This is a genomic window from Cyanobium gracile PCC 6307 (assembly GCF_000316515.1).
Lineage (GTDB): Bacteria > Cyanobacteriota > Cyanobacteriia > PCC-6307 > Cyanobiaceae > Cyanobium > Cyanobium gracile.
The window spans coordinates 940,792-966,018 of the sequence record NC_019675.1 but is presented as its reverse complement, the minus strand read 5'-3'; the positions used below and the strand labels follow the sequence as shown (position 1 = coordinate 966,018).

The window sequence follows — 25,227 nt, the reverse complement described above, 5'->3', positions numbered from 1 at the left end:
TTTTTGAGCGTGTTCGCAGGGTTCGATTCTGCCGCCGGCGGCTGGAGACCGCGACAGGGCATGGCATCGGCATCGATGGATCGATTTCACCAAGTCCTGACAGGTGACTGGATTCTGTGATCCTCAGCACCGTTCGATTTCTGAGAACGGTTAGATCCTCTGTCAATGGATGACTGCAAAAATGCTCACACCCACCACCCGTCTGAGGCTCCAGGAGATCATCGGCAGGATTGCCGATTCCCGCCCGGTCAGTCTCCATGAGCGCATCTATGTTCAGAAGTTTGCTGATCGCGATGCCAGTGTCTGGAGCTGGCTGCGGCGGGCCCAGCGCACCCGGCAACGGGGTGAGCCCGAATCGGAACTTGACCGCTTCACGGGCTCGCTGGACCTGGGCGACCCCTGTGACAGCGGCGGATTCGATCCCGGGCGGGACGATCTGGGTGACTGGTTCAGCGGAGCTCCGCATTGGCTCAGGCGCAGTTGAGTCATCCTTAAGCGGTACAAACACTCATGGCGGATGCTTCGTCGCATCGGCAACGGACACGGCCGGGGGAGCGTGTGTTGATGCCATGGTCAGGTCGCAGCCAGGTCGGAGGGCACCATGGACGCCTTGCTTTGTAGCTACCGCAACTGTTCAGAACGTATGCGGATCATCCGCTGCTGTGGCCCTGAGGATTTCTTCCTTGAGCGGGTTGTCTTTCCCTTTGAGGTGCTCACCTTCCATTGTCCGCCCGCCACGGACGTGGAGATCTGGGCACGGGATTCGCTGGGCATCGTCCTCACCGAACAGCTCCCCGCCGATGCCCTGGCGATGCAGCAAAGTGGGGTGTCGCCCCGTCCGGCATGGCTGCCCCAGGTTCCCAACCGAGCGGTGGGGGTGAGGGGCAACGCCAGCTCGGTCTGCCTGCTCCCCCACTGACGCCGGTCCCGACCACCGGCATCGTCTGCAGCGCCAGCTACCGCGACCATCTCACCGGCCCCTGGCACCCGGAGTGCCCCGCCCGGGTCGATGCCGTGATTCAGGGCCTGGAGCGGGCCGGGCTGCTGGCCCGCTGCCGGATCCTCCCGCCCCGCCTGGCCACGGATGCGGAACTGCTGCGCTGTCACACGCCGGGGTATCTGCAGCAGGTCCGGGAGGATATCCAGGCCGGCCGTGACCAGCTCTCCACCGGCGATACCGCCATCAGCCCCCACTCGGAGCGAACGGCGCGGCTGGCGGCCGGGGGGGTGCTGGCGGCGGTGGAGGCCGTCATGGAACAGCGGGTGCACCGGGCCTATGCGGTGGTCAGGCCCCCGGGGCACCACGCCAGTCCGGCGCGGGGCATGGGCTTCTGCATCTACAACAACGTGGCCGTCGCCGCCCGTCATCTGCAGGCGGTGCATGGGCTCGAGAGGATCCTGGTCGTCGACTGGGATGTGCACCATGGCAACGGCACCCAGGACATCTTCTGGAGCGATCCCTCGGTGCTGTTCCTCAGCAGCCACCAGGCGCCGCTCTACCCGGGGTCGGGCTCCCGCCAGGAGCAGGGCGAGGGGCCAGGTTCCGGCTACACCCGCAACTGTCCCCTGCCGGCCGGCACGTCCGGGCCCGAGATGGTGGCCGCCTGGCGGGAGGAGCTGCTGCCGCTGGCCGAGGACTTCGCCCCGGATTTCGTGCTGATCTCGGCGGGTTTCGATTCCAGGGCCGGAGATCCCCTCGGGGATTTACGCCTCCAGGACAGGGATTTCGCGGCCCTGACCCGGATGCTGCTCAGCATCGCTGCGGACCATGCCCAGGGCCGTCTGGTGTCCGCGCTGGAGGGCGGCTACGACCTTGAGGGCCTGGCGTCGGCCAGCGCCGCCCACGTGGCCTGCTTGCTGGGGGACATCGGCCTACGTTGATCACGCCACCAGAGCCAGGCCTCGCGGTTGGTGAGCAGGCCGATCAGCACCATCACCACCATCAGCACGATCTGGTCGGCCCGGGCGTCCGGCACCAGGATGTCGGCGGCCAGGTGGGGGAGGTTGGTGAGGGTGTAAGCAACGCTCAGCCAGAAATGGCCGGCCCGCCAGTGGCGCCAGCGGCGCGGCTGGCCCGGATCACTGGCGGCGTAGGCGATCAGCACAACCGCCGCCAGGGGCACCAGGAAGTAAGCCAGCATGGCCCCGAACAGCAACGGGAGCTGGGCGTCCTCCACATGGCCGTGGATCTCCGGGGAGATCCCGTGAAACAGGGGCATCAGGCCCAGCTCCACATGGAACAGCATCGCCAGCAGCCAGGCGATCCAGAGGCTGCGCAGGCGCAGGGCGTGGTCGACGGCACCGGCCATGGGAACGGTCCAGGGCTTCCTGAGTCTGGGCGTTTCCTCCCACGCCGCGCGCGGGATGGGTCGGTTTGTGATGGCTCGCTTCGTTGCCAGGCTCCGTAAATTGTGCCAACGGTGAATGGGTCCTTTCCCCCCAGGCCGCTCGTGATGACCTCCTCGACCTCCTCCCTGCCCAAGACCGCGGTGGCCACCGGCCCCGCCGGGAGGGCCATGGCCCAGCCTATGGAGGCCGGGCTGCTCGAGGGTCTGCAGGACCATCTGGGCCTGGAGCGCAAGGCCAGTGCCGCCTACTGGGCCATGGCCCTCTGGTTCGCTGAGCGGGAACTGCGCGGATTCGCCGCCCACCTCATGGCCGAATCCCGCGGTGAGCAGCAGCATGCCGGCCTGCTGGCCGACTACCTGATCGCCCGCGGCCAGACGGTGGACCTCGGTGAACTGCCCGCCCCCTGCCAGCAGTGGAGCGACGCCGAGTCGGCCCTGGCGGATGCCTTCCGCCTGGAGGCCGATGTCACCACGTCTCTGCAGCTCCTCTATTCGATGGCGGAGCGCGCCGGCGATGTGCGCACCACCGTCTTCCTCGATCCGATGATCCAGGGCCAGATCGCCGCCGAGAACGGCGCGGCCCATCTGCTCGGCCGGGTGCGTTTCGGGCGCCAGGAGGCCGCCGCCATGCTGCTGATCGATGGGGAACTGGCGGCGGCCCAGGCGGCGGCGGCCCTCCCAGTCTGACCCCCGGTCAACGGCGTCCCTCCCCAGGGGATTCAGGTGGCCAGGGGCCGGCTGGTGAGCTCCATCAGGAAGGCGGCCCCGAGGGGATCGCACAGGGGCAGGCGCATGAGCGCCCGAGCCTGGTGCTGGAGTTCCAGGCGGCGCTGCTCCAATCGACGGGTTTCACGACCAAGCCGCAGGCGGAGTTGTTCGTCGCGGCAGGCGGCCCCCTGCCCCTTCAGCCGCTCCCAGCTCTGGCGCACTGCGGCCATGTCGCGGCAGAGGCTGGCGATGAGGCTGTCGCTGGTGTGGAACGTGGTGGCCATCGCGTTTCAGGCCGCCAGGGGGGCGCCATCCACCAGGGCCGGTGCCAGGCGCAGGCCGGTCTCGCCGCTGGGGGCCTCGAGCAGGTCGGCGGCGCGGATGCGGGAGATCAGCCGGGTGGTGGTGACGCGGGTGGTGCCGATCAGCTCGCCGATGCGCTCATGGGTGAGGCGGAAGGGGAGATCGCACCAGGGGCCGCAGCGGCGCCCCAGCCGGCGCACCAGCAGGGAGAGCAGGGCATGGAGCCGCTGCTCGGCGCTGCCGAGGTGGCGGATGCGCAGCAGCTGCAGGGTCCACTCGTTGACCGGATCGAAGCCATGGCCGCCCGTGGGCTCGGCATCGCTGCGGAAGCAGAGAGGGGTGAGGGCCTCGACGCAGACGCCATCGCTGCAGAGGCGGTCGGTGCGGAGCTGGTCGCCGGATTGGAGGAAGGCCAGGGTCATGCCCTCGGTCTCCTCACAGGGGCAGTAAACGCGGGCGATGCCGTCGAGGACCTCGAGGCAGGAGCCGCCGGGACGGGGGGTGGGATCGAGCAGGACCGTCTGGCCGGCGGGCATGCGCACGGCACTGGCGGGATCGTCGGGGAGGAAGCGGTAACGCATCGGGCGAAGGGAGAGGCCTTATTGCGAACGGCTCTCAAGCTAGAGGACCCACCGTCACTTTTGCAAGCGATTCTCAATAGCAGCTGGTGATTGCGAAGCGGGGCGGGCCCCGGGTACCCGGCCCGGTCGCCCAGCGGTCCCTAGCGTCGAGAGCTGCTTCCAGAGGCGCTGCCGTGATCCCCGATGCCCCGTGGCTGCTCGACCGCGAACGGCGCTGCCGTCGCGATGGCAGTGGCCTGACCACCGCGGATCTGCTCGGCTGCTGGCGGCTCGAGCGGATCTGGAACAAGGGGAGCCGGCAGCCTGCCTCGGCGGCCGCCGCCCTGCTGCGGGGGCTGGCGGCCCGGCTGCGGCTGTCCGCCGACGGGACGGGTCCGGAGGGTGGGGATCTGCGGCTGGCCAACAGCGTGCGAATCGGTGCCCTGGAGCTTCGCTTTGAGGGCGCGGGCCGACTGGAGGGCCGTCGCCCGCTGCTGGTGTTCAGCTTCGAGCGCCTGCTGCTGCTGCTGGGCGAGCGGGTGCTGATCGAGCGGGCCCTGCCCCAGCCCGATCCGCTGCGCCGACCCTTCTTCGCCCTGATCGCCGCCGAGCGCCCGCTCTGGCTGGCCGCCCGCGGCCGTGGCGGCGGCCTCGCCCTGTGGCTGCTTGAGGAGACGGAGGGAGAAAATGAGGCTAGGGTGAATGAAAATTGAATAAATGGTTGGAACTATGGCTGAGTCAGCAACGGCCCTCCAGGACTGGCTGCTCCTGAGGGCGGAGGACGGCAGCGCGGCGACCCTCCCGGAGAACCTCTCGCGGGCCTTCCAGGCCAACGACCTCAGCCTGCTGCCGGTGTTCGTGGCCCACGCCTGGCAGGAGCACCTCCGGGCGGAGGCGGACCGAGGACGGCGGGAAGCCACCGAGGCCCAGCAGCAGGATCGCGAGGCCGCCTTCCATGCCGAGCTCGGCCTCGATGGCCAGGCGGACGGCGATCTGGCCCTGCAGCTGGGCCGGGCGGTCGACCGTGGCCTCAGCGCCTGCCGCTGCAAGCTGCACCTCACGGCCCAGTCGATGCCGGATGGTCTGCGCTGGTTCCGCCTGGAGATCAGGGACAGCCCCGCCGGCCCCGGGGGGGCCCAGGAAACGATCCAGGTGCTGCCCGTCGCCGGTGAGTCCCAGGCCCTGGCCATCCGCGCCGCCATCCACGCGGTGCTCGAGGCCCGCGGCTGGCAGGCCAGCGCCGAGCCGGGGCTGTTCCACCTTGAGGGCCCCCAGCTGGTGGCCTTGGTGGCGATCCTCAAGCGGCTGGCCGTGCCGGAGTCCGAGGCCCTGCTGGACCTGATGGCGCTGGCGGCCTGAGTTCCGGCCACCGGGCCCGGAAGGCCGGCGTCAGGGGGGGGCCGGCGAACCGGGCTCCTGCACCCGCTCCAGGTTGGAGCCGAGGTCGGATTCGAGAAACTCCTTCACCACGTGGCCCATGCCGCTCAACCCCGCCAGGGCCGACTGCAGGGCCGGCAGGTTGATGGCCACCTCCTCGTTGGGGTAGGCCCGCAGGAATCCCACCGCCGACAGCGTTCCCGAGCCGGCCTCGATCCCCAGGATCGTGGCCGAACGCAGGGCCACCATGCCCACCGGCGGCGCCTTGAGGGGATAGAGGATGCCGGAGAGCCGTTCCAGGGCGTTCTCGCCGAAGCGGGTGCTCAACAGCCGGGTGGTCTGCACCAGCGGCAGCGTCACCCGGTGGTTCAGCAGCTTGCCGACCTCGGCGGGGTCCTTGCCGCCCAGCCGCAGGGCATCCCCCAGCAGGCCCACGGCCTCACCGGTCCGGGCCAGCCGTTCCAGGTCGGCGACGGGGATCGAGCGGCGAAACGCCCCACTGACGAAGACCACCTGCTCGGCCGCCCTGGCCGCCGGCCCGGCCAGGATCAGAAGCATGGCCAGCCCGGCGCCGCCCCAGACGCGGGTTGTTGACGGGAGGGAAGACAGGGGGAGCATTGATCGGGTGGCCGGATCCAGGGGCGCCGAATCAAGTGTGGGTCAGACGGCGGGCGCCGGCGCCTCAGGGGTTCCAACTCGTCAGCCGGTCCGTCACTTCGATCAGGGAGAGGCTCCCATCCCCCCAGCCACCCGGGGGCAGCAGGGCCGAGGCGCCCGGCCCGGGGGCGACGGCCGGACCGGCGGCGAAGGCTCCGTTCACCCAGGCCAGGAGCAGTCCCCGCAGGGGTCCGCCGCCCTGGTCATAGGGGGAGCCCATGTTGAAGTGATCGCCGCCACCCGCCAGAACGAGCCGGTGGCCGGCCTTCCCCAGGCGTGCGACCCGGGCCATCGGAGCGATGGCTTCGGGACCAGGGGGCACCACCCAGTCGCGGCTGCCGCTCACCACCAGCACCCGGCCTGCGAAGACAGGGGTGGCTCCGGTTTCGAACAGGAGCGACATCGGCGGACTCACCGCCACGGCCGCCTTCACCCGCGGGTCGGTGAGGGCCGCCTTGTCGGTCCCCCCCAGGAAGCTGCACTGCAGCACCCAGCTCAGGTTGCGCTGCGGATCCTGCAGATCGTTGCAGCGTTTCTGCAGCTGCTGGGCGGTGGGTCGGGCGCCCGCCAGCTGCAGGGCCGTGGTGGCGCCCCAGGACTGGCCCAGCACCACCACCGAAGCGGTGTTCAGCCCGCTTGGAAGCCCCAGCGTCCCGGCGGCCGCCGCATCGATCAGGGCGGAGATGTCGAGGGGGCGCAGGCGCAGCTCCGCCGCACCGGGCGGCGGCACCTTGCCGGAGAGCATGGCCTGCTGCTGGGTCCGGTCACTGCCGGGGTGGCGTGGCAGCAGCACCGTGTAGCCGTGGCTGGCCAGATGCCGTGCCCAGCCTTCGAAGCTCTCGGGCCCGTCCCAGAGGCCATGGGAGATGGCCACCAACCGGCCGGAGGGCTGCTGGGTCGGGCGGATGACCACCACCTCCAGGGGCTGGGGTCGGTAGGCCACCGGCAGGGTCAGGGTGTCGCGCTGCACCGGCAGGGGGCCCGGATCCCGCAGGGAGGGGGCCGGCGTCTCTGGCGGCTCCCCCTCCAGCAGACGGTTGGCTGACAGCAGCTGGGCGTTCATCCGCTGCAGCAGGAACAGGCCCTTGCCCACATCCACGCTGGCGGTCCGGCCCGGCACGGCCTGGAGCACCCCCAGCATCGTCAGGGGCCCGCGGCCGGCGGCCCGGTCCAGGACCTTCAGCACCGTGTCGCTGGAAATGTCGGCCGGCAGACCGTCGACCCCCCCGAGGGAGGAGAGCAGCAGCAGGGCCTGCTGGGCCAGGGGGGAGGGGACCACCTGGCGGGCCACATCCAGGACCTGCAGGGGCAGGGGGGCGTTGAACAGATCCACCAGGGAGCGGCCGATGGCGCCCCGGGTGGCCTGGTCAAGCTCGGCCAGGTCGCTGTTGCCCGCCAACAGGGCCCTGGGATCGCTCAGTTCCGCCAGCCGGATCGAGAACGTGGTCTCGACCAGGGGCAGTTTCAGCTCGATCGTCTCGAGGGCCCGGGCCGGCGCAGCAGCGGTCAGGGCCGCGACCAGGGCCAGGCCTAGCCCAGCCAGGGACGCAGATGTCCGCTTCAAGAGAGCAACTCCGCTGTTGGGGCCGCATCCTGGCAGAAACAAACAGCCCCGGCCTGCCCGTCGGGCCTCATTCCACGTCGTCGTGGGCGAAGCGGTTGTAGAGGAAGTCGAGGGCGGTGTTGCGCAGCTCGTAGTACTTCGGATCCTCCATGATGTCCTCCCGGTTGCGCGGCCGGGGGAAGTCGATGGGCATCACCTCGCCGATCGAGGCGGCCGGACCGTTGGTCATCATCACCAGCCGATCGGCCAGGAAGAGGGCCTCGTCGATGTCGTGGGTGATCATCAGCACGGTGCATTTCTGGGTGTTCCAGATCTGCAGCAGCTCCTCCTGCAGCTCCTCCTTGGTGATCGCATCAAGGGCCCCGAAGGGTTCATCGAGGATCAGCACCTCGGGGCGGATGGCCAGGGCCCGGGCGATGGCCACCCGCTGCTTCATGCCACCGGAGAGCTGGGGAATGCGCTTCTCCATGGCCTTCTCGAGGCCCACCATCGCCAGGTGCTCCACGGCGATCTCCCGCTTCTCGCGGCTGGAGAGGTCCGGTTTCACCTCGTCGATGGCCAGGTAGACGTTCTCGTAGGCCGTCATCCAGGGCAGCAGGGCGTAACCCTGGAAGACCACCATCCGATCGGGGCCGGGCTTTTCGATCGGCCGGCCGTTGAGCAGCACCTGGCCGGCAGTGGGTGTCGAAAAGCCCGACACCATGTTCAGCAGGGTGGATTTGCCGCAGCCGGAATGGCCGATGACACAGATGAACTCACCCTGCTCGACCTGCAGGTTGACGTTCTCCAGCACCGGATAGGGGCCGGTGGGGGTGGGATAGACCTTGCCCAGCGCGTCGAACCGCAGCAGGGGTTGGGTGGCGGTGGTGATCATGGGGGGAGGGGGTACGGATGGGGACTCAGACGCTGATGGCACGGGGCTGGCCGATGGGGATTTCGGCGATGCTGAAGTCACGGTGCAGGGACACGTCGTTGAGGTAACCGATCGGGTCCTCGGGGTTGAAGGCGCGGCCGTCGAACAGTTCGATGCCTTGGCGCTGGTAGCTGACGTCGTCCATGCCCAGCTCGCGGGCCGCCGTGCTGAAGACGCCGACGGCGCAGATCCGCTCCAGGATCTCCACGTAGTTGCGCGGAAACGGGATCTCGGCCCAGCGGGCCAGCTGGGTGAGGATCCAGAGGTGCTCGGTGCGGCTGGGACGGTTGAGGCCCGCGCCGAAGAACAGGTGGTGGGGCTCACCGTGGGGGGCGAAGGGGTCGCTTTCGCCGGGCTGGCCGCTGAAGCGGATCAGGTCCGCCTTGATCCCCAGGTAGCGGCGGTCGCTGAGCAGGTCGCTCATCTCCGGCCAGTGGGCGGGATCGGCGCAGTAGCGGCAGGCCTCCAGCAGGGCCTTGGTGAGGGCGATGTGGGTGTTGGGATAGGCCAGGGCCCAGTCCTCGCGGACGCCGAGCACCTTGCCGGGATGGCCCGACCAGATCTCCAGATCCCCCACGATCGGCACCCCATGACCGCTGCTGGCGGCCCGGAAGTTCCAGGGTTCGCCGATGCAGTAGCCGTCGATGGAGCCGTCCTTGAGGTCGGCGAGCATCTGGGCCGGCGGCAGGGTCTGCAGGTGCACGTCCTTGTCGGGGTCGATGCCGTTGGCCGCCAGCCAGTAGCGCAGCAGCAGGTTGTGCATCGAGGCAGGGTGGACGATGCCGATCCGATGGGGCTCCCGTTCGTGGCTGCCCAGCCAGGCCCGGTAGTCCTCCACCGTGCTGACGCCCTGTTCCGCCAGTCGCTTGGCGAGGGTCACCTCGTTGCCGTTGCGGCTGATGGTGAGGGAGGTCACGATCGGCAGCGGATCATCGCCGTGGCCGCCGGCCGTCATCCAGGTGGGCATGCCCGAGGGCATCATCGCCGCGTCGAGGGTATTGTCGACCAGACCGTCGACCACCCCCCGCCAGCTGGTCTCCCGCACCAGGTGCACGTCGTCGAGACCGTGTTTGGCGAAGAAGCCCTTGGCCTCGGCCATCGCCAGTGGCGCACAGGCCGCCAGGGGGATGAAGCCCAGGTCGAGATTCACCTTCTCCAGGCCATGGCGGGCCAGCACCTTGTGGGGCCGGGCCTGCCACTGCTTCACCCGCTTCTGGCGGTTGAGGAAGTAGATGATCTCCGAGCGCAGGCTGTAGTAGCTGGGGTGGTGCACAACCGTGAGCCGCTGGCGGGGCCGGGGGATGTCCACCTCGAGGATGCCGCCGATCTTCGAGCCGGGCCCGTTGGTCAGCATCACGATCCGGTCGGAGAGAAGCACCGCTTCGTCCACGTCGTGGGTGACCATCACCGCGGTGAGCTCGTGTTCGTTGCAGATCTGCATCAGCTTCTCCTGCAGATTCCCCCGCGTCAGCGCATCGAGGGCGCCGAAGGGTTCATCCAGCAGCAGCAGCTTGGGCTTGATCGCCAGGGCCCGGGCGATCGACACCCGCTGGCGCATGCCCCCGGAGAGCTGGCCGGGGAGCTTGGTGGCGGCCTGGGTCAGTCCCACCATCTCCATGTGCTCGTCGATCAGGGCGTCCTGCTCCGGCTTGCCCAGGTCGGGCATCACCTCCTCGATCGCCAGGGCGATGTTCTGGCGAACGGTGAGCCAAGGCAGCAGGGAGTAGTTCTGGAACACAACCATCTTGTCGGGTCCCGGACGCTTCACCGTCTCCCCCTCGAGAAGCACGGTGCCGCCGGTGGGCAGATCCAGCCCGGCGATCATGTTGAGCAGGGTGGACTTGCCGCAGCCGGAGTGGCCGATCAGGGAGATGAACTCCCCCTTGCGGATCTCCAGATCAATCCCCTTGAGGGCCAGGTAGTTGCCGCCGCCGCTGAGGGGAAAGTTCTTTTCGAGGTTCTGAACATCAACGAGTGCTGTCATGGCGGATCACGGTTGCGAAAGGTGGAGTTGGGTGAAGGCCAGGACCATGGCGGTCATGAGCAGGAGGCGGCCCAGCAGGAAGCGGATCACATTCTTCTTCTCGCTCATCCAGGCTTCAAGCCATCCAAAGGGCCTCAGGGCGGTAGGCAGGTTCATGGCTGCTGGCTCACTGACCGGGGGAGATGCGGGACTGGAGCCAGGCCATCAGCCGATCCAGCAGCAGGCCGATGCCACCGATCCAGAGCACGGCAAGAAGGATGTCGCTGACGTAGTTCTGCTGGTAGGCATCCCAGATGAAGAAGCCGATGCCGACGATGCCGCTCATGACGATCTCGGCGGCGATGATCGCCAGCCAGGCCAGGCCGATGGAGATGCGCAGACCGGTGAAGATGTAGGGGAGGGCGGAAGGAATCAGCACCTTGGTGAAGAAGGTCTTCTTCGACATCTGCAGGACCAGGGCCACGTTGTGATAGTCCTGGGGGATCTGACGCACGCCCTCGGCGGTGTTGATCAGGATCGGCCAGACGGCGGTGATGAAGATCACGAAGATGGCGGCCGGCTGGTTCTTCTGGAAGATCACCAGGGCGATCGGCACCCACGCGAGCGGCGCCACCATGCGCAGGAACTGGAACAGGGGATCGAAGGCGCGGTTGAGGGTCTTGTTGAGGCCCACGGCGATGCCGGCGCCGATGCCCACCACGGCGGCGAGGAAATACCCTTGGGCGACCCGGCCCAGGCTGGCCATCGTCTGCCAGAAGAGCCCCTTGTCGAGGCCACCCCGGTCATAGAAGGGATACAGAAGCAAGTCGCGGGTGCGCACTTCGGTGAACAGGCTCAGGGGGCCGGGAAGTCGGGTGAGACCGAGGCTGGCACTGAGTTGCCAGACCAGCAGGAAGCCGAGGATGCCGAACACCGGCGGCAGGATCAGCTTGCGGTTGCGCTTCCACCAGAGCAGGGGACCTGAGCTGGGGGTGTTGGGTGTGGTGAGCGTCATGGAAGAAAAGGTGTCCTGGAAGGAAGGGATGGAATCCGTTGGGGGTGAAGATCAGCGCTTAATCTTCAGACTGTCGAGGTAGGCCTGGGGGTTTTCGGGGTCGAAGACGACACCGTCGAAGAAGGTCTCCTTGCCGCGGGAGGAACCGGTGGGGATGTCCTTGGCAGGCAGCCCCAGTTCGGTGGCCGCCTGGCGCCAGATGTCTTCCCGATTCACCTTGTCGACCAGGGCCTTGGCCTGCTCGATCGTGGTGAGCTTGCCGGGGTGCATGTTCCAGCGCAGGGATTCCACCAGGAACCACAGGCTCAGACTCTTGTAGGGATAGGAGATCACCCCCCGATCGCTCATCCAGTAGATCGGCCCCAGCTTGGGATCGTTCACAGGTTTCCGGTCGGCCCCCAGCAGGTACTGGCCCTTGAGGGCGGGTTCGAGCACCTCCACCGGGGTGTTGAAGTAGGCACGGGAGCTGATCAGCTTGGCCACTTCGCTGCGGTTCTCGGGCTTGTCGGCCCATTGCTGGGCCTCGATCAGTCCCTTCACCAGGGCCACCGCCGCCTTGGGGTTCTTCTCGACCCAGTCGGCACGCACCGCCAGGAATTCCTCGGGGTGGGCGGGCCACATCTGGGCTGTCAGGGCGGCCAGGTAGCCGATGTCATCCTTGACGATCCTGAACGGCCAGGGATCCCCCGTGCTGAACGCCTCCATGGTGCCGTTGCGCATCCCTTGGAGGGTTTCGGTGGAGGGCACGGTCAGCAGTTCGATGTCCTTGTCGGGATCGACGCCGCCGGCCGCCAGCCAATAGCGGATCCAGAGGTCCTGGTTGGCGTTGGGGAAGGTGTAGGCGGCGCGGAACTTGCGCCCCTCCTTTTCGGGGAAGCGCTTGAAGACATCCACACTCGGGCTCAGATCCAGGCCCAGGTTGTCGTCCTTGAGGCTGTTGGACACCGCGAAACCGTTGGCCTGGCTGATCAGCTGGGCGAGCACCGCCATGGGCACCTTCTTGCCGTCGGTGATGATGCCTTCGGTGATCAGATGGGGCATGGGCAGCTGCCACTGGCCACCGTCGATGCCGCCTCCGGCGGAGCCCAGCACCACGTTGTCGCGGGCGGCGGGCCAGCTGGCCTGCTTGGCCAGTTCCACCTTGAGGCCGTGCTTGGCGAAGAAGCCCTTCTCCACACCCACCACTAGAGGAGCGGCTTCGAGGATGGGGATGTAGCCCAGCTTGATCGTGGTGGTTTCCAGCTTGGCGGCCGCGGCGACATCAGGCTTGGGGGCGGTGCCAGTGGAGCCGCTGCGGTCAGGGGGATTGCCGAGACATCCCGCGAGCAGCAGGGAGGTGCCGAAGGCGCCCCCGAAGAGAGTGATGAAGCGACGGCGACTGGTCATGGCGTCCGGGTAGGAGCGAGGGGGAGAAATGGGATGGCCAGTGAAGAAGAAAGGGACTGCTCAAGGAACAGATCCCTGGGGTTGATTGGGCGGAGGAAAATTGTCTCCTGGAGGCACGATGAAGGTGGACAGAATGAACCCAGATCGAAGCGGTGAAGGGTGGTTCTTGGCACCGGAATCTGGAGTCCGGCAACGTTAGTGGCTGGCTTGGATTAGTGGGTGCCCATTCCAAGCAGGCTTACAAATCTTCTGGATAAACCTGTCTTATCGGATGCGGATTTGCCTGCTGGGGCGGCAGATATAGGGCACGGGCCTGGCGATGGCAAGCGCGACATCTCAGATGGGTATTCCGGACTACCCGTGCCTGGTGATCCTTGATGAACGCCCTACTCCTGGTGCTGCCGCATCCTTGCCGACACCTGGGCTTCCGGGTCGACGCCGGCAAACGTCGGTGGCAGCCAGACCCTCACCACCATCAGCAGGGCCATGGTCATCAGAAACAGGCAGACCGCCAGAATCTGTTGCCAGTCCGTTTCCAATACACCGCGGACGATCACTTCCCGCAACACCGAGACGATGGCGATCTCCACCGCCACGCCAATTGACACCCGTTGTTCCTGCAGGTAGATGATCAGCAGGCGGAACAGTTCGACCAGGATCAGGATGAACAGGATGTCGGCCGTGACCTCGTGGAACTCCGAGGTGGAGAACAGGGTCGAGAAGGTTCGCTTCAGCTGCAGCACCATCACGCCGAACAGGCCCAGGCAGAGGGAAATGGCGATCAGGTCCTGGACAGCCTCCAGCGACTGGACGATCTGGCTGCGGCGGAGCTGCTGATGCCAGGGGATGGCGTCATGGGGTGTCGAAACCGGCGTTCCGGTGGGCGGGTGGTTCATGGCGAAGCGTCTTCGGAAACCGAAGCGAGGTCACGGGAAGGGTGGCGGTGTTGTCGTCGGCGCACTCCTGGCTGGCGTCGCGGGGCACGAGCAGATCGGCCTCGCTGACCTTGACGACCTGACCCTTGCTGCGGAACCGGGTCAGGGATTTGGTCACGGTGACCCGGGTCATGCCGGCGATATCAGCCAGCTGGCGGTGGGTCAGATTCATGTCCTCCAGGGACAGGGTGGTGCCGCTGCTGCTGACCCGACCGAAGCGGGTGCCGATCCAGTGCAGCAACCGCAGCAGCCGGGAATCGGCGGGTCGGACGCGATGGATCTGCAGCAACTGGGTGGTCTGGGTGAACAGATCCCGCATGAAGTCCAGGGTCTCGCGCTCACTGGGCTCGTATTCGACCACCACCACCCGGGTGAGGGAGATCAGCTCGTAGGGCGTCACATCACAGCCGGTGGGCGTGATCAGCTCGCCCGGTCCCCAGATGCCGAGGGTGATGGACTCGCCCTCCTCGTTCCAGGTGTTGGCGCGGATGTAGCCGTCATCGATGCGCCAGCTGATGTCGGCTGGCACGTGATCATCGGCGCGGAGGGTGAGCTGCAGCGGTCGGGCGGGCATGGCGAGGGTCATGTCACGGCGAATGGCATGGCGGGGGGCTCCGGCGGGCTGCATGGCGAGCGGCGGATGATTGGGCTTGAGGGGTGTGATCGTTGTGTGGCGCCCAACCACCGGGCAGGACCTGGTGTTGGAGTCCGGGAACATTAATGACTGGATTCGGCTGCTGGGTGCTACCTCAACGCAGGATTACCAATCCAGCCGATAAGTCCCGGTGATCGGATTGCCCCCCTTCGCCTGTCGTCTTCCGGCGGCTTTTGCTGGCCGTCCGGTCAGCCTGGCCACCCGCCATGGCAAGGAACGTCTGCTGGCCAGGCCCTTCCGCCAAGGCCTCGACCTCCGCCTCGTTCTGGCCGCCGGCTTCGACACGGACCTGCTCGGCACCTTCAGCGGCGAGCGGCCCCGTCCCGCCGATGCCCTTGAAACCTGCCGGCTCAAGGCGGAGGCCGGCATGGACGCCACGGGTCTGGATCTCGGGCTGGCCAGTGAGGGCAGCTTCGGGTCCCACCCCTCCCTCCCCTGGCTGACGGTGGGCACCGAGTGGCTCACCTTCGTGGACCGCCGCGAGGGTCTGGTGATCGCCGAGAGCCTTGTGGCGCCTCGTACCAACTTCGACGGCCGGCGGGTGTCACCACAGGACGACATCCAGGACTGGCTCGATCGGGTGGGCTTTCCCTCCCATGCCCTGATCGCCCGCCCCCACGGCAGGGACGGCGCCGGCCAGCCCCTGATCAAAGGGCTGCGGACCCCTGCGGCGCTGGCCGAGGCCCTGGACCGCTGTGGCCGGGCCTCGGCCGATGGGTCGGTCTGGCTGGAGACCGACATGCGGGCCCACTGCAACCCGACCCGACGGGGGGCGATCCGCTCGCTGGCATTCCGGTTGGTCCGCCGGATCGCCCGCCCCTGTCCGGCCTGCGGTGCGCCGGGCTGGGGCCGTTGCGACGTGCGGGTCGGCCTGCCCTGCCGCTGGTGCGGCCACCCCACCGAGCGCCTGCTGGCCGAGGTGTGGGGCTGCGTCGCCTGCGCCCATCAGGAGGAGCGGCCCCGCCAGGATGGTCAGCTCACGGCCGATCCGGGAGATTGCCCGCGCTGCAATCCCTGAGAGAACCTTCTGGATCCTGCCAGCCCGATCCGCCTGACCGATCGGTCGTGGCAGCTACCCGGCCAGGTGTCCGGCTGTCAGCGCGGATGGGATGGTGTTCCTAAGGTCAATTCCTCCTGGAATCCCGATCCGGTGGGGCACGTTCAAGGGCTCCGCCGGATTTTTTATCGGCCGCTCCTGGTGACGGGCTGGAGGTGCTGGTCCGGAGTCTGCGGTTCCACGGCAGCAGAAGAAGGGATCGCGCATCGGTCGCGGCAGAGAACCTCCAGGGACGGCCGGCCGGTGATGGCCAGGCGCCAGCGCGCCCAGAGCCCGTAGAGGGCATCCACCAGGGGCCGCAGCAGGGGCCAGCCGGTGGGGGCATAGAGCCAGCCCAGGTTCACCAGGGCGTAGGCCTGGCGGAACACCTCCACATCCCGGATCACGGCGCCGTCGGCGCGCAGGGCGTGCATGCGGCCCATGGCGTCGGCGTACGTGATGCCACCGTGGCGGGCCGGGTCGTAGGCGGGGTCATTGACGTCCACGAAGGCCAGCCGGCCCAACCCCCGGTCGCGGCGGCGCAGGGTGTTCACCTCCCGCAGGCACAGGGGGCAGCCGCCATCGAACAGCAGGGTGAGCTCGGCCATGGGGGCGGGCGGCAACAGGGGGATGGCTGGGGCTCCAGACACCCCGTGAGCCTAGAAAAAGCAGCCGCCGCTGCGGTGGCACCCGTCCGGTGGCCAGACTCCAGCGCACTCCCCTGTCCCCCATGACCGTCTGCCGCCAGGCCGCGCTGCACCGCTGGCACCGCCGGGACCCGGCGCTGATCCGTCAGCTGATGCCGTTCTGGGGCTGGTTCTACGACCATTATTTCCGCGTCGTCTCCGATGGCTGGGAGCACATCCCCGACGCCGATCCGGTGCTGTTCGTGGGCAGCCACAACGGCGGGCTGGCGGCGCCCGACATGCACATGGTCATGTACGACTGGTTCCGCCGCTTCGGTCTGGAGCGCCCGGTGCTGGGGCTGGCGCATCCGAAGGTCTGGCTGGGCTACCCGCCGCTGGCGGATCTGGCCGCCCGCACCGGCGCCATCCCCTATCACCCCCGCCTGGCCCTGGCGGCCCTGGAGGAGGGAAACAGTCTGCTGGTGTACCCCGGCGGCGGGCAGGACACCTTCCGTCCCCACCGGGACCGGGGCCGCATCCACTTCGCCGGCCGCACCGGCTTCCTGCGCCTGGCGATCTGGCACGACCTGCCGATTGTCCCGGTGATCTCCTGGGGGGCCCACGACACCCTGGTGGTGCTCGAAGACCTCTATCCCCAGTTCCGGGCGCTGCACGAGCGGGGGATGCCCTGGCTGTTCGGCATCGATCCCGAGGTGATGCCCCTCTACCTGGGCCTCCCCTGGGGCCTGGCCCTGGGACCGCTGCTCAACCTGCCCCTGCCGGTGCCGATCCACACGCGGGTGTGCCCGCCGATCCGCCTGGAGCGCAGCGGCCACGCCGCCAGCCGGGACCGGGCCTATGTGCAGGCCTGCTACCAGCGGGTGACCGCCACCATGCAGCAGGCCCTGGATCAGCTGGCTGTCGAGGCTCAGCGGTAACGGGAGGGAGCCCCGTAGGACTGGGAGGGAATCGACTGGGGCCCGCTGCCGTTGCCGAGCCGCTGCGGCAGGGGATCGACCCGGCGCTGCAGTTCCGCCAGGGAGCGCGTTTCCCCCATCGCCAGACCGGTCAACACCGGCAGTTCCTGCTTCATCTGGTTGGCGGGCCTGGGATTCACGAAGCGGAAGTTGAGGGTGGTCTTGTCGCCGGCGCTGTCGTAGCCCACCACTGTGAAGTACAGGTCCGCCGTCCTGCCGGCCTTGGATCCGGCGACGGCCCCGCCCACCATGCCCCCCACCAGGCCGATCGGGCCGAGCAGGAGGCCACCGGCGATGGCTCCGGCGGTGCCGCCACCAACGGCCCCCACGGTGCCGTTGGTGGTGTCGTAGGTCTCCGCTCCGCCCGCGAACCAGCGGGCGACTCTGCCGATGGGGATGAAGCTCTTCCTGTCACCGATGCCGTTGGCGTCGAGGTTGATGGTGCAGGGGTTGTTGCCGCAAAGGGCCTGGTAGGTGGCGGCCGAAGCCTGGGCGGGAAGCAGCAGGCTCAGCAGGACCGGCGTGATCAGTGCCGCCCGGATCCGGAGCCGGGCCGATGCGGGGACCATGGGTCGAGGGCGAAGGGAACCCAGTCAATCGCCAGATGCCAGGGGTGCAATGGGGAGGGTTCCCCGGGGTGATGACCGGATGTGACTGGTGCGCCGGGGGTGGGGCCGGGCCCGGGGCTCCGATGGGCGGGCCCATGGCTCCGATGATGGTCGTCGCTCTGCCGGTGTCCCCGGGGCCCCCATGTCCCTGATCAACACGGCCGTCGGTCTGCTGGCGATCAGCTCGCCGATCGGTCTGCTGCCGGTGGTGGTGGAGGCCGGTGGGGGCAACCCCGTGCGGATCCGCCGGATCAGCCGTCTGGCGGTGCTCACCTTTCTGTGTGCCCTGATCGCCGCCTGCTGGTGGGGCCAGGGCCTGCTCGACCTGTTCGGCATCACCCTCGAGGCCTTCCGGGTGGCCGGGGGGCTGATTCTGCTGCCGATCGGCCTGCGCCTGATCGATGGACGGGAGGTGAGCCACGGTTCCCTGGATGGCACCGAGGAGAGTGCAGGCGTGGTGCCGATCGGCCTGCCGCTGCTGGCGGGCCCCGGTGCCATCTCCCTGGTGGTGGCCGATGCCCCCGCCGCCTGGCAGGGCAGGCTCGCCCTCAGCGGTGTGATCGGCCTGCTGGCGATCGTGATCTATCTGTTGCTGATCGCGTCGATGCCCCTGCGTCAGGCCCTGGGGGAACTCCAGGAGAAGGTGATTAGCCGCCTGATGGGTCTGCTGCTGAGCGCCATCGCCGTCCAGATGCTCGTCAGTGGCCTCAGGGGCTGCTTTCCGGTGCTGGCCTGAAGGGTCCGGTGTGCCAGGAACACTCAGAGACAACCAAGCCGCGGTGGGGTCGGCGGTCCTTCGAACGGGTCGATGGCCAGCTCCTGATCCAGCACGGTGAGGATGTCCTGAATCACGGCAGGGCGGGTGGCCACCCAGAGAAAGCCCTCCAGGGGTGCGGCCGCGACCGGGTCCCACAGGCAGAACTGGGGGTGCTGCCGGTACATGCGGGTGGCCAAGGGCACGAGGAAGCGGGTCTTGGGGAACCGGTCCTCCCCGTGATCGAAGGTGAGGACGATGGCGAATTCCAGCTCGCCCTTGGCGGTGTAACGGTCGATCCGGGTCTCCCCTTCCGATCCGGCAAACGGAGAGAGCCGGTACTCGACGTAGCGACGATGGAAGGGGTTCCTCTGCTCCTTCCAGGTCTTCGCCTCCACGCCCAGCTCAGTCGCCAGCTCGGTGAGCAGCAGGTAAGAGTGGGTGCGCAGGGTCTCGTGGAGCTCGTCGCTCCTGTGGCTCTGCAGCCGCCAGCGCTCCGCCAGCGCCTCGTAACGGCTCATCCGGGGCGGGTCCTGGGGGGTGGGTCCCGTTGGGCCAGTCACCGATGCTCTCCTCACTTTTTCAGTTTATCGGCGCCCAGCGGGCGGGCCAGCCGATGGCTTCGCCGCGACGGAGAAGGGTCGATCCAGGGGCCGCTCACGCCCCGAAACGTCGGTCGGCGATGGCTTTCTTGACCTTTCAACCCGAGCGAGGCAGGCCTGCAGCAGCACTGCACAGCCGACCATGGCCGTGAGCGATGACTTGGTGTACTCTTAATGAGCAGTGAAACGACGGCCATGGATCCTGTGAGCCCGGTAGCCCAGCTGGCAGTGGCAGCCATCAGCGGTGCCGCCTTTCTGATTTCGATGCTGGTGATCCCCTTCCCCGAGTCGAAGGCCGATTCCTCGGCGGGCATGACCACAACCTCCCGGACGAGCGACAGCTTCTTCCGCACGGTCGATGCTCCCTCCACTCCCCTGACCAAGTAATCCACCGGCCACGGATCCTCCGTTTTGCCTCTTCAGGCCAGCCCCCGAACAGCGCCCGGCCCCTGACCGCCCGCCCATCCCAAAAACCATTTCAACAGCGGATCCCAGCCAGTCTCTGGTCCCTGATCCAGCGAGTTTACGTTGAGCCGCGAGACCCGAAGCCGGTCCGCTGAACGCCCCTCCCTGCAGGAGACCTTTTCCAACACGTGTTCCTGCGCGCGCCGCAGGATGGTCAGGACCAGTTCTCCGCTGCCATGGCTGCCGGCCCTGAGACTCCTCCGTGTCCGCCGCTGGTCCTGGTCCATGGCCTGTTCGACACGCCCCGGGTCTTTGACCGACTTGATCGGCGGCTGGCCGGCAGGCGCCATCCCCTGCTGAAGCCGGCCCTGCCGCTCCGCTTCGGTGTTGCTTCGATCGAGATCTCGGCCCAGCGCCTGGCCGCCGCGATCGAGGCGGCCTTCGGGAATGCGGAGCCGCTCGACATCCTGGGCTTCTCCATGGGCGGCGTCATCGCCCGCACCTGGATCCAGCGGCTGGGAGGCCATGCCCGCACCCGCCGCTTCATCAGTCTCGGCAGCCCCCAGCTGGGGACCCTGACGGCCCAGCCCTGGCCCCGCCGGCCCCTGGCCGGCATCGCCGACCTCAAGGTGGGCAGCCCGTTGCTGCGGGAACTCAATGCCGACCTCACCCTGCTGCAGGGCATCGACTGCCGCAGCTACGCCACGGTCTTCGATCTGATGGTGGTGCCGGGCTGGCGGGCGGTGCTGCCGATCGGGCCGCGGCGGATGCTGCCGGTCTGGACTCACCAGCAATTGCTGCGCCACCCGGCGGCCCTCGATCCCCTGGTGGCCGATCTGCTGCGCCCCTGAGCCGCTTCCGGACCCAACATGGGGATGGATGCCGATCCGCGAGGTCACGATGCCGAATGCCCTGGCCGAAAGGCTCACCGCCTGGGGCTTCTCCTGGGCGGGTCTGCGTGACAACCGCCGCGGCGAGTGGTGGCTGGTCGCCCAGATAGCTCTGATTGTTGCCCACCTGCTGCCGGCCACCCCACCTCCCGCCTCCCTGGGTCTGACCTGGCCGCTGCCGGTGCGCCTCGGGGGGCTGGCTCTGTTCATCCTGGGACTGGTGCTGGCCGGCCAGGGGGCCCTGAACCTGGGGGCCAGCCTCAGCCCCCTTCCCGAACCCATGGCGGACGCCCCCCTGGTGACCACCGGGGCCTACGGCCGCTGCCGCCACCCGCTCTACCAGTCCCTGATCCTCTGCTCCCTGGGCGTGACGGTGGCTCTGGGCAGCCTCCTGCATCTGGGCCTGATGCTGGGGCTGGTCGTCGTGCTCGGCTTCAAGGCGCGCCGGGAGGAGGCCCGCCTCGTCCTGCTCCATCCCGAATACGACGCCTACCGCCGGTCGACCGCCGCGATCCTTCCCGGACTGCCCTGGCTGGACTGGCGTTCCGCCTGAGCCCCTGAGCTCCACGCGGTCGCAGCCCGCCGCTGGCGCCGACCGCCGCCGACCGGTGGAGCGGCTAGAACCGACGCCACTGCCCTGTCCGGTCCATGGTCCTGCTTCCGTTACTTCGGGTTCTGCGGGCCTGCGGCCTGGCCGCCCTGGTGGCCTTGGTGGCCCTGGCGGTGTGCGTAGCCGACCCGGGGCCGGCGCTGGCCGCCTTTGTGCTGCCGCCGCTGCCCTACCCGGCCGATGCCCTGGCTCCGGCGATCGAGCCCACCACCATGACGATCCACCACGACCGCCACCACGGCGCCTATGTGGCCAACCTCAACGCCCGGATCACCGACCACCCCGAGCTGGAGGGGATGGCACTGGAGGACCTGCAGGGCCGGATCTCCCGCTACCCGGCCGCCGTGCGCAACAACGGCGGCGGCCACTACAACCATTCCCTCTTCTGGCGGGTGATGGCGCCCCCGGGCCAGGGCGGTGCGCCTTCCCCGCAGCTGGGGGCCGCGATCACCGCGGCCTTCGGCTCGCCCGAAGCCCTGCAGCAGCGCTTCGCCCGGGCGGCGGCCGACCGCTTCGGTTCGGGATGGACCTGGCTGATCCGCCGACCCGATGGGTCCCTGGCGATCGCCAGCACCGCCAACCAGGACAACCCGCTGATGGATCTGCCGGGGATCGAGCGGGGTGTGCCCCTGCTGGGTCTGGATGTGTGGGAGCACGCCTACTACCTCGACTACCAGAACCGCCGGCCGGACTACATCGCCGCCTGGTGGTCGCTGGTGAACTGGAACGAGGTGAACCGGCGCTTCGCCGCTGGCGGCGGGCCGACAACCGCGAGTGAATCCTGACACCTGCGCTTGTCGGTAGCTGATACGACGCCTCCCCAGGAAAACGGTCGCGAAAGTTAACGATATTGCCGTGACCACCATGGCCCTGTCCCGAGCTGGCTTCTCCCGAACCGGCCTGTCCCGAACCGTCGAGCTCGTCCCCGTCCAGCGCACCCTCCACGGTGACGCCCTATTCTCCGCGCCCCGCACCAGCGACGAAACCCTGATCGCCGAGATCGCCAGGGGCGACGCCTTCGAGCTGTTCTGCCACCGCTTCCAGACCGATCAGCTGCTGGTGCTGCGGGGGGCGATCGACCTGGTCGTGCTGCAGAACCGCCAGCTGCGCCGCATCCCCCTGCGGGAGGACGAGGCCACCTGGGTCTGCATTCCACCCGGGGTGCCCCACGGCGCCATCAACCGGGGCCGGATCCCCGCCCTGCTGGTCAATGCCGTGCTCCGCCACGGACCCAGTGACCCGAGGGATTACGAACCCCATCCGGTTCCGCCCAGGTTCCGCAGCCAGTGGCGCCGGCTGGCGGTCGCCTAGTCGCCGGCGCCTGCCGGCCCCCTCAGTTGTATTCCCCGGGGATGTCCTGCTTGGTCACCGTGACCCGACCGACCTTCTTCCCCGACAGGCGCAGCAACTCATCGCCCGAGAAGTCGAAGCCCCTGCCGGCGGCGATCTGGGCGACGTCGTCGGCGGTGGCGGCGGCCAGCACCTCGGCGCGCAGGGCCTGGTCGTCCTGCATGCGGGCCAGGAAGGAGCGCGCCTGATCAAGGCTCATGCTGGCGGGGACGGTGGGGCGTCCAGCATGGCGCAGGCCGCTGACGGCTCCACAGCTTCTCCAGCTCCAGGTAGACGATGAACACCAGGCTGACGCCCCCGCAGGCTGCCAGCTCGATGGCCGTCAGCGGGGTGACGCCGAAGAAACGGGCCAGCGGCGCCACGTAGAGGAGCATCAGCTGCAGGGCGGCGCTGACCAGCACCGCCCCCAGCAGCCAGGGATTGGCCAGGAGCGGGGTGCGCCACAGGGGGCGGTCGGTGCCGGCGGAGAGGGCATGGCCCAGCTGGGCCAGGCAGAGGGTGGTGAAGGCCATGGTCTGCCAGGGCCGTCCCAGCCGGGCGGCCACCACCATCAGCGCCACCACCAGGGCACCGAACACCACCCCGATGCGCAGGATGGCGCTGCCCAGACCCCGGGCGAAGATCGATTCGCCGGGTTCGATCGGCGGCTGGCCCATCAGATCCTCCGCCGGTGGGCCCATGGCGAGGGCCAGCGCCGGCAGTCCGTCGGTCACCAGGTTGATCCAGAGGATCTGCAGGGGGGTGAGGGCCAGCCCCAGCAGTGGCGCCGAGCCGATGGTGATCAGTTCCCCCAGGTTGCAGCCCAGGATGAAACGCACGAAGCGGCGGATGTTCGCGTACACCTGCCGGCCCTCCTCCACGGCATTGACGATCGAGGCGAAGTTGTCGTCGAGCAGCACCATGTCGGCCGCCTCCCGGCTCACGTCCGAGCCGCTGATGCCCATGGCCACCCCGACGTGGGCCTGGCGCAGGGCCGGAGCGTCATTGACCCCGTCCCCGGTCATGGCCACCACGGCGCCGGTGGCCTGGAGCGCCTGCACGATGCGGAGCTTCTGCTCCGGCACCACCCGGGCGAAGAGGCTGGTCCGGCGCACCAGCGCTTCGAGCGCCGCCGCGTCGAGGCCCTCCAGCTCCGGACCCTGAACGACCGGGCTGCCCGGTTCCGCCAGGCCGATGGCCTCGCCGATCGAGCGGGCCGTGAGGGGGTGGTCGCCGGTGACCATCACCGGCCGGATGCCGGCCCCACGGCAGCGGGCCACGGCAGCGGGCACCTCCGGCCGGGGCGGATCGCGCTGGGCCATCAGGCCGAGCAGCACCAGGCCCTCCAGTCCGGCCTCCGCGCCCTGATGCCGGGGGGCGGCGGCGAAGGCCAGCAGGCGCAGCCCCGAGGCGGCCAGCCCCCGGGCCTGGGCCAGCCACCAGTCCCGCTGGGCCTCGCTGAGAGGCCGCACCCCGGCGCCATCCAGCCAGCGATCACAGCAGGGCAGGATCACTTCGGGGGCTCCCTTGGCGATCAGGAGCAGCGTGCCCTCTGCGGCCCTCGGGCCCGAGGCTGGGGGCCCCAGGGGTGCCCTGAGGCGGCCGTCAGGGTCGCCCAGCCACACCGCCATCATCCGCTGTTCCGAACGGAAGGGACTCTCGGCGGCACGGCCGTGCCGCGCCCGCAGGCTGGTGGCCTCCAGGCCCGCCCGGGCGGCGATCTCCAGCAGCGCCACCTCGGTGGGATCGCCCAATCCCCCCTGCTGCCGTGGCTCGGCGTCGTTGCAGAGAACGCCGGCCTGCAGCAGCAGGTCGAGGTTGCCGGAGCTGAGCCCGGTCATGGCCCCGGGCGGCGGCGCCAGCTCGGTGGCCCGGAAGCCATGGTGGCTGCCGTCGGCCCACCCGTGGTCCTCGCCGTCCTCGCCGGGGTGCAGGGCCAGGGTGCCGCAGCGGAGCTCGGTCACCACCTGCCGGTTCTGGGTCAGGGTGCCGGTCTTGTCGGTGCAGATGACGGTGATGGAGCCCAGCGCCTCCACCGCCGGCAGGTGGCGGATCAGGGCGGCGCGACGCACCATCCGCTGGGTGCCGATGGCCAGGCTCACCGTGATCACCGCCGGCAGCCCCTCCGGCACAATCGCGACGGCGGTGGAGAGGGCCAGCTCCAGCAGCGCCAGGGGGGAGCCGCCGAGCAGCCAGCCCCCCAGCACCACCGCCGCCACGAGCCCAAGGGCCCAGGCCACCAGCCGGCGGGAGAGGTCCGCCAGCCGTTTCTGAAGGGGCGTCGGCTCCGGGCGGGCGGCGTGGACCAGCGTGGCGATGCCTCCCAGCACGGTGGTCATGCCGGTGGCGGTCACCACCGCCAGCGCCCGGCCCCGCCCCACCGCGGTGCCGAGGAAGAGGCAGTTGCTGCGCTCCACCAGCGGCGTGTCCGCTGCCAGGGGCGGTTCGGGGCGCTTGCTGACCAGGTCGGCCTCGCCCGTCAGTGCCGACTCCTGCAACCCCAGGTCGTTGCCCTCCAGCAGCCGTGCGTCCGCGGGCACCCGATCACCGCTCTCGAGGCGGATCAGGTCCCCCGGCACCAGCTGGTCTCCGGGAAGGCGCTGCCAGCTCCCGTCGCGACGGACGCGCGCCAGGGGCTGGGCAAGGTCCAGCAGGCTGCGCAGGGCCAGCAGCGCCCGGCTCTCCTGCAGGTAGCCGAGCAGGGCGGTGAGCCCCACGATGAGCAGGATCGCGATCGCATCCTTGGGGACGGCGTGATCCACCACGGCCAGAGCGGCCGACACCGCCGCCACCGCCAGGAGCAGGAGCAGCATCACGTTGCTGAACTGATCCAGCAGGATCCGCCAGCGCCCCGGGCCCGGCGGCAGGTGCAGCCGGTTGGGGCCTGTGGTGGCCAGACGTTCGGCCGCGACGCTCCCGCCCAGACCCTCGGCGTCGACCCCAAGCCGGCGCAGGCATTCCGGCCCGGACAGGGCCTGCCAGTCCGTGGCCTCGGGAGGGATCATG

General features: G+C 69.0%; 30 protein-coding genes. 14 read left to right on the top strand and 16 right to left on the bottom strand.

Features of this window, described 5'->3' with window-relative positions; translation table 11 throughout:
* The first annotated feature begins 181 nt into the window (after window positions 1-181).
* From CYAGR_RS04550 to CYAGR_RS04540, 3 genes are all read left to right on the top strand, one after another.
* Window positions 182-484 carry a hypothetical protein gene (locus CYAGR_RS04550; protein ID WP_015108604.1) on the top strand — a complete coding sequence of 101 codons (303 nt, stop codon included), beginning with the start codon at window positions 182-184 and terminating at the stop codon, window positions 482-484.
* Window positions 485-643: 159 nt separating this feature from the next.
* The gene (locus tag CYAGR_RS16885) at window positions 644-919 is read left to right on the top strand and encodes a DUF1830 domain-containing protein (protein WP_245552603.1); all 276 of its coding nucleotides are present in this window, start codon (window positions 644-646) and stop codon (window positions 917-919) included.
* Window positions 844-1,881: a histone deacetylase family protein gene (locus CYAGR_RS04540; protein ID WP_156818384.1), complete on the top strand. Its 1,038-nt coding sequence runs from the start codon at window positions 844-846 to the stop codon at window positions 1,879-1,881. The genes CYAGR_RS16885 and CYAGR_RS04540 overlap by 76 nt, the downstream gene beginning before the upstream one ends.
* On the opposite strand, the gene CYAGR_RS04535 is transcribed toward CYAGR_RS04540, so the two are convergent.
* Window positions 1,806-2,309, bottom strand: a complete 504-nt coding sequence (locus CYAGR_RS04535; protein WP_015108601.1) for a hypothetical protein — start codon at window positions 2,307-2,309, stop codon at window positions 1,806-1,808. The two genes, CYAGR_RS04540 and CYAGR_RS04535, sit on opposite strands and share 76 nt — an antisense overlap.
* Before the next feature lie 144 nt (window positions 2,310-2,453).
* Here CYAGR_RS04535 and CYAGR_RS04530 point away from each other — a divergent pair, with 144 nt between their 5' ends.
* Entirely contained in the window at window positions 2,454-3,035 is a 582-nt protein-coding gene (locus CYAGR_RS04530; protein ID WP_015108600.1) for a ferritin, read from the top strand.
* 32 nt (window positions 3,036-3,067) lie between these two features.
* On the opposite strand, the gene CYAGR_RS04525 is transcribed toward CYAGR_RS04530, so the two are convergent.
* Window positions 3,068-3,340 carry a hypothetical protein gene (locus CYAGR_RS04525; protein WP_015108599.1) on the bottom strand — a complete coding sequence of 91 codons (273 nt, stop codon included), beginning with the start codon at window positions 3,338-3,340 and terminating at the stop codon, window positions 3,068-3,070.
* Between the two features lie 6 nt (window positions 3,341-3,346).
* Window positions 3,347-3,940, bottom strand: coding sequence for a Crp/Fnr family transcriptional regulator (locus tag CYAGR_RS04520; protein WP_015108598.1), 594 nt, complete (start codon window positions 3,938-3,940; stop codon window positions 3,347-3,349).
* Between the two features lie 173 nt (window positions 3,941-4,113).
* On the opposite strand from CYAGR_RS04520, the gene CYAGR_RS04515 reads away from it, so the two are divergent.
* Window positions 4,114-4,632, top strand: coding sequence for a hypothetical protein (locus CYAGR_RS04515; RefSeq protein ID WP_015108597.1), 519 nt, complete (start codon window positions 4,114-4,116; stop codon window positions 4,630-4,632).
* 16 nt (window positions 4,633-4,648) lie between these two features.
* Complete coding sequence (locus CYAGR_RS04510; RefSeq protein ID WP_015108596.1) at window positions 4,649-5,278, top strand: hypothetical protein; 630 nt, start codon at window positions 4,649-4,651, stop codon at window positions 5,276-5,278.
* 30 nt (window positions 5,279-5,308) lie between these two features.
* Here CYAGR_RS04510 and CYAGR_RS04505 read toward each other — a convergent pair whose 3' ends face one another.
* The 8 genes from CYAGR_RS04505 to CYAGR_RS04470 all read right to left on the bottom strand — a co-directional run bounded on the left by CYAGR_RS04505 (window position 5,309) and on the right by CYAGR_RS04470 (window position 14,357).
* A complete protein-coding gene (locus CYAGR_RS04505) occupies window positions 5,309-5,854 on the bottom strand; it encodes an alpha/beta hydrolase (protein WP_156818383.1) in 546 nt (181 codons plus the stop codon).
* A gap of 124 nt (window positions 5,855-5,978) precedes the next feature.
* A complete protein-coding gene (locus CYAGR_RS04500) occupies window positions 5,979-7,517 on the bottom strand; it encodes an alpha/beta hydrolase family protein (protein WP_015108594.1) in 1,539 nt (512 codons plus the stop codon).
* Window positions 7,518-7,584: 67 nt separating this feature from the next.
* Complete coding sequence (locus tag CYAGR_RS04495) at window positions 7,585-8,391, bottom strand: nitrate ABC transporter ATP-binding protein (RefSeq protein ID WP_015108593.1); 807 nt, start codon at window positions 8,389-8,391, stop codon at window positions 7,585-7,587.
* Between the two features lie 25 nt (window positions 8,392-8,416).
* Window positions 8,417-10,414, bottom strand: a complete 1,998-nt coding sequence (locus CYAGR_RS04490) for an ABC transporter ATP-binding/substrate-binding protein (RefSeq protein WP_015108592.1) — start codon at window positions 10,412-10,414, stop codon at window positions 8,417-8,419.
* A gap of 166 nt (window positions 10,415-10,580) precedes the next feature.
* Window positions 10,581-11,408: a nitrate ABC transporter permease gene (gene ntrB / locus CYAGR_RS04485; protein ID WP_015108590.1), complete on the bottom strand. Its 828-nt coding sequence runs from the start codon at window positions 11,406-11,408 to the stop codon at window positions 10,581-10,583.
* 51 nt (window positions 11,409-11,459) lie between these two features.
* On the bottom strand, window positions 11,460-12,794 hold the full coding sequence (locus tag CYAGR_RS04480; protein ID WP_015108589.1) for a CmpA/NrtA family ABC transporter substrate-binding protein: 1,335 nt from the start codon (window positions 12,792-12,794) through the stop codon (window positions 11,460-11,462).
* A 386-nt stretch (window positions 12,795-13,180) separates the two neighbouring features.
* Window positions 13,181-13,690, bottom strand: a complete 510-nt coding sequence (locus tag CYAGR_RS04475) for a phosphate-starvation-inducible PsiE family protein (protein ID WP_015108588.1) — start codon at window positions 13,688-13,690, stop codon at window positions 13,181-13,183.
* On the bottom strand, window positions 13,647-14,357 hold the full coding sequence (locus CYAGR_RS04470; RefSeq protein ID WP_051017032.1) for a Crp/Fnr family transcriptional regulator: 711 nt from the start codon (window positions 14,355-14,357) through the stop codon (window positions 13,647-13,649). Before CYAGR_RS04470 ends, CYAGR_RS04475 begins: the two co-directional genes overlap by 44 nt.
* Window positions 14,358-14,523: 166 nt before the next feature.
* Between CYAGR_RS04470 and CYAGR_RS04465 the strand changes: the two genes are divergently transcribed.
* Complete coding sequence (locus CYAGR_RS04465) at window positions 14,524-15,402, top strand: DUF6671 family protein (RefSeq protein ID WP_015108586.1); 879 nt, start codon at window positions 14,524-14,526, stop codon at window positions 15,400-15,402.
* Between the two features lie 164 nt (window positions 15,403-15,566).
* Here CYAGR_RS04465 and CYAGR_RS04460 read toward each other — a convergent pair whose 3' ends face one another.
* Window positions 15,567-16,043: a thiol-disulfide oxidoreductase DCC family protein gene (locus tag CYAGR_RS04460; RefSeq protein ID WP_342662072.1), complete on the bottom strand. Its 477-nt coding sequence runs from the start codon at window positions 16,041-16,043 to the stop codon at window positions 15,567-15,569.
* A gap of 74 nt (window positions 16,044-16,117) precedes the next feature.
* Here CYAGR_RS04460 and CYAGR_RS04455 point away from each other — a divergent pair, with 74 nt between their 5' ends.
* Window positions 16,118-16,984 carry a lysophospholipid acyltransferase family protein gene (locus CYAGR_RS04455; protein WP_245552602.1) on the top strand — a complete coding sequence of 289 codons (867 nt, stop codon included), beginning with the start codon at window positions 16,118-16,120 and terminating at the stop codon, window positions 16,982-16,984.
* On the opposite strand, the gene CYAGR_RS04450 is transcribed toward CYAGR_RS04455, so the two are convergent.
* A complete protein-coding gene (locus tag CYAGR_RS04450) occupies window positions 16,975-17,592 on the bottom strand; it encodes a hypothetical protein (protein ID WP_015108583.1) in 618 nt (205 codons plus the stop codon). The genes CYAGR_RS04455 and CYAGR_RS04450 overlap by 10 nt on opposite strands.
* A gap of 181 nt (window positions 17,593-17,773) precedes the next feature.
* Between CYAGR_RS04450 and CYAGR_RS04445 the strand changes: the two genes are divergently transcribed.
* A complete protein-coding gene (locus tag CYAGR_RS04445; protein ID WP_015108582.1) occupies window positions 17,774-18,367 on the top strand; it encodes a MarC family protein in 594 nt (197 codons plus the stop codon).
* Between the two features lie 23 nt (window positions 18,368-18,390).
* Here CYAGR_RS04445 and CYAGR_RS04440 read toward each other — a convergent pair whose 3' ends face one another.
* Window positions 18,391-18,906: a hypothetical protein gene (locus CYAGR_RS04440; RefSeq protein ID WP_015108581.1), complete on the bottom strand. Its 516-nt coding sequence runs from the start codon at window positions 18,904-18,906 to the stop codon at window positions 18,391-18,393.
* Window positions 18,907-19,191: 285 nt separating this feature from the next.
* Here CYAGR_RS04440 and CYAGR_RS04435 point away from each other — a divergent pair, with 285 nt between their 5' ends.
* The 5 genes from CYAGR_RS04435 to CYAGR_RS04415 all read left to right on the top strand — a co-directional run bounded on the left by CYAGR_RS04435 (window position 19,192) and on the right by CYAGR_RS04415 (window position 22,203).
* Window positions 19,192-19,374, top strand: a complete 183-nt coding sequence (locus tag CYAGR_RS04435) for a hypothetical protein (RefSeq protein ID WP_156818382.1) — start codon at window positions 19,192-19,194, stop codon at window positions 19,372-19,374.
* 254 nt (window positions 19,375-19,628) lie between these two features.
* Window positions 19,629-20,243: an esterase/lipase family protein gene (locus CYAGR_RS04430; protein WP_015108579.1), complete on the top strand. Its 615-nt coding sequence runs from the start codon at window positions 19,629-19,631 to the stop codon at window positions 20,241-20,243.
* A gap of 28 nt (window positions 20,244-20,271) precedes the next feature.
* A complete protein-coding gene (locus tag CYAGR_RS04425) occupies window positions 20,272-20,835 on the top strand; it encodes a methyltransferase family protein (protein WP_015108578.1) in 564 nt (187 codons plus the stop codon).
* Between the two features lie 95 nt (window positions 20,836-20,930).
* A complete protein-coding gene (locus CYAGR_RS04420; RefSeq protein WP_015108577.1) occupies window positions 20,931-21,677 on the top strand; it encodes a superoxide dismutase in 747 nt (248 codons plus the stop codon).
* A gap of 79 nt (window positions 21,678-21,756) precedes the next feature.
* Window positions 21,757-22,203 carry a cupin domain-containing protein gene (locus CYAGR_RS04415; protein WP_015108576.1) on the top strand — a complete coding sequence of 149 codons (447 nt, stop codon included), beginning with the start codon at window positions 21,757-21,759 and terminating at the stop codon, window positions 22,201-22,203.
* A 22-nt stretch (window positions 22,204-22,225) separates the two neighbouring features.
* Here CYAGR_RS04415 and CYAGR_RS04410 read toward each other — a convergent pair whose 3' ends face one another.
* Both CYAGR_RS04410 and CYAGR_RS04405 read right to left on the bottom strand, forming a co-directional pair.
* The gene (locus CYAGR_RS04410; protein WP_015108575.1) at window positions 22,226-22,441 is read right to left on the bottom strand and encodes a Nif11-like leader peptide family natural product precursor; all 216 of its coding nucleotides are present in this window, start codon (window positions 22,439-22,441) and stop codon (window positions 22,226-22,228) included.
* Complete coding sequence (locus CYAGR_RS04405; protein ID WP_015108574.1) at window positions 22,431-25,226, bottom strand: cation-translocating P-type ATPase; 2,796 nt, start codon at window positions 25,224-25,226, stop codon at window positions 22,431-22,433. The genes CYAGR_RS04410 and CYAGR_RS04405 overlap by 11 nt, the downstream gene beginning before the upstream one ends.
* Window position 25,227: the final 1 nt, after the last annotated feature.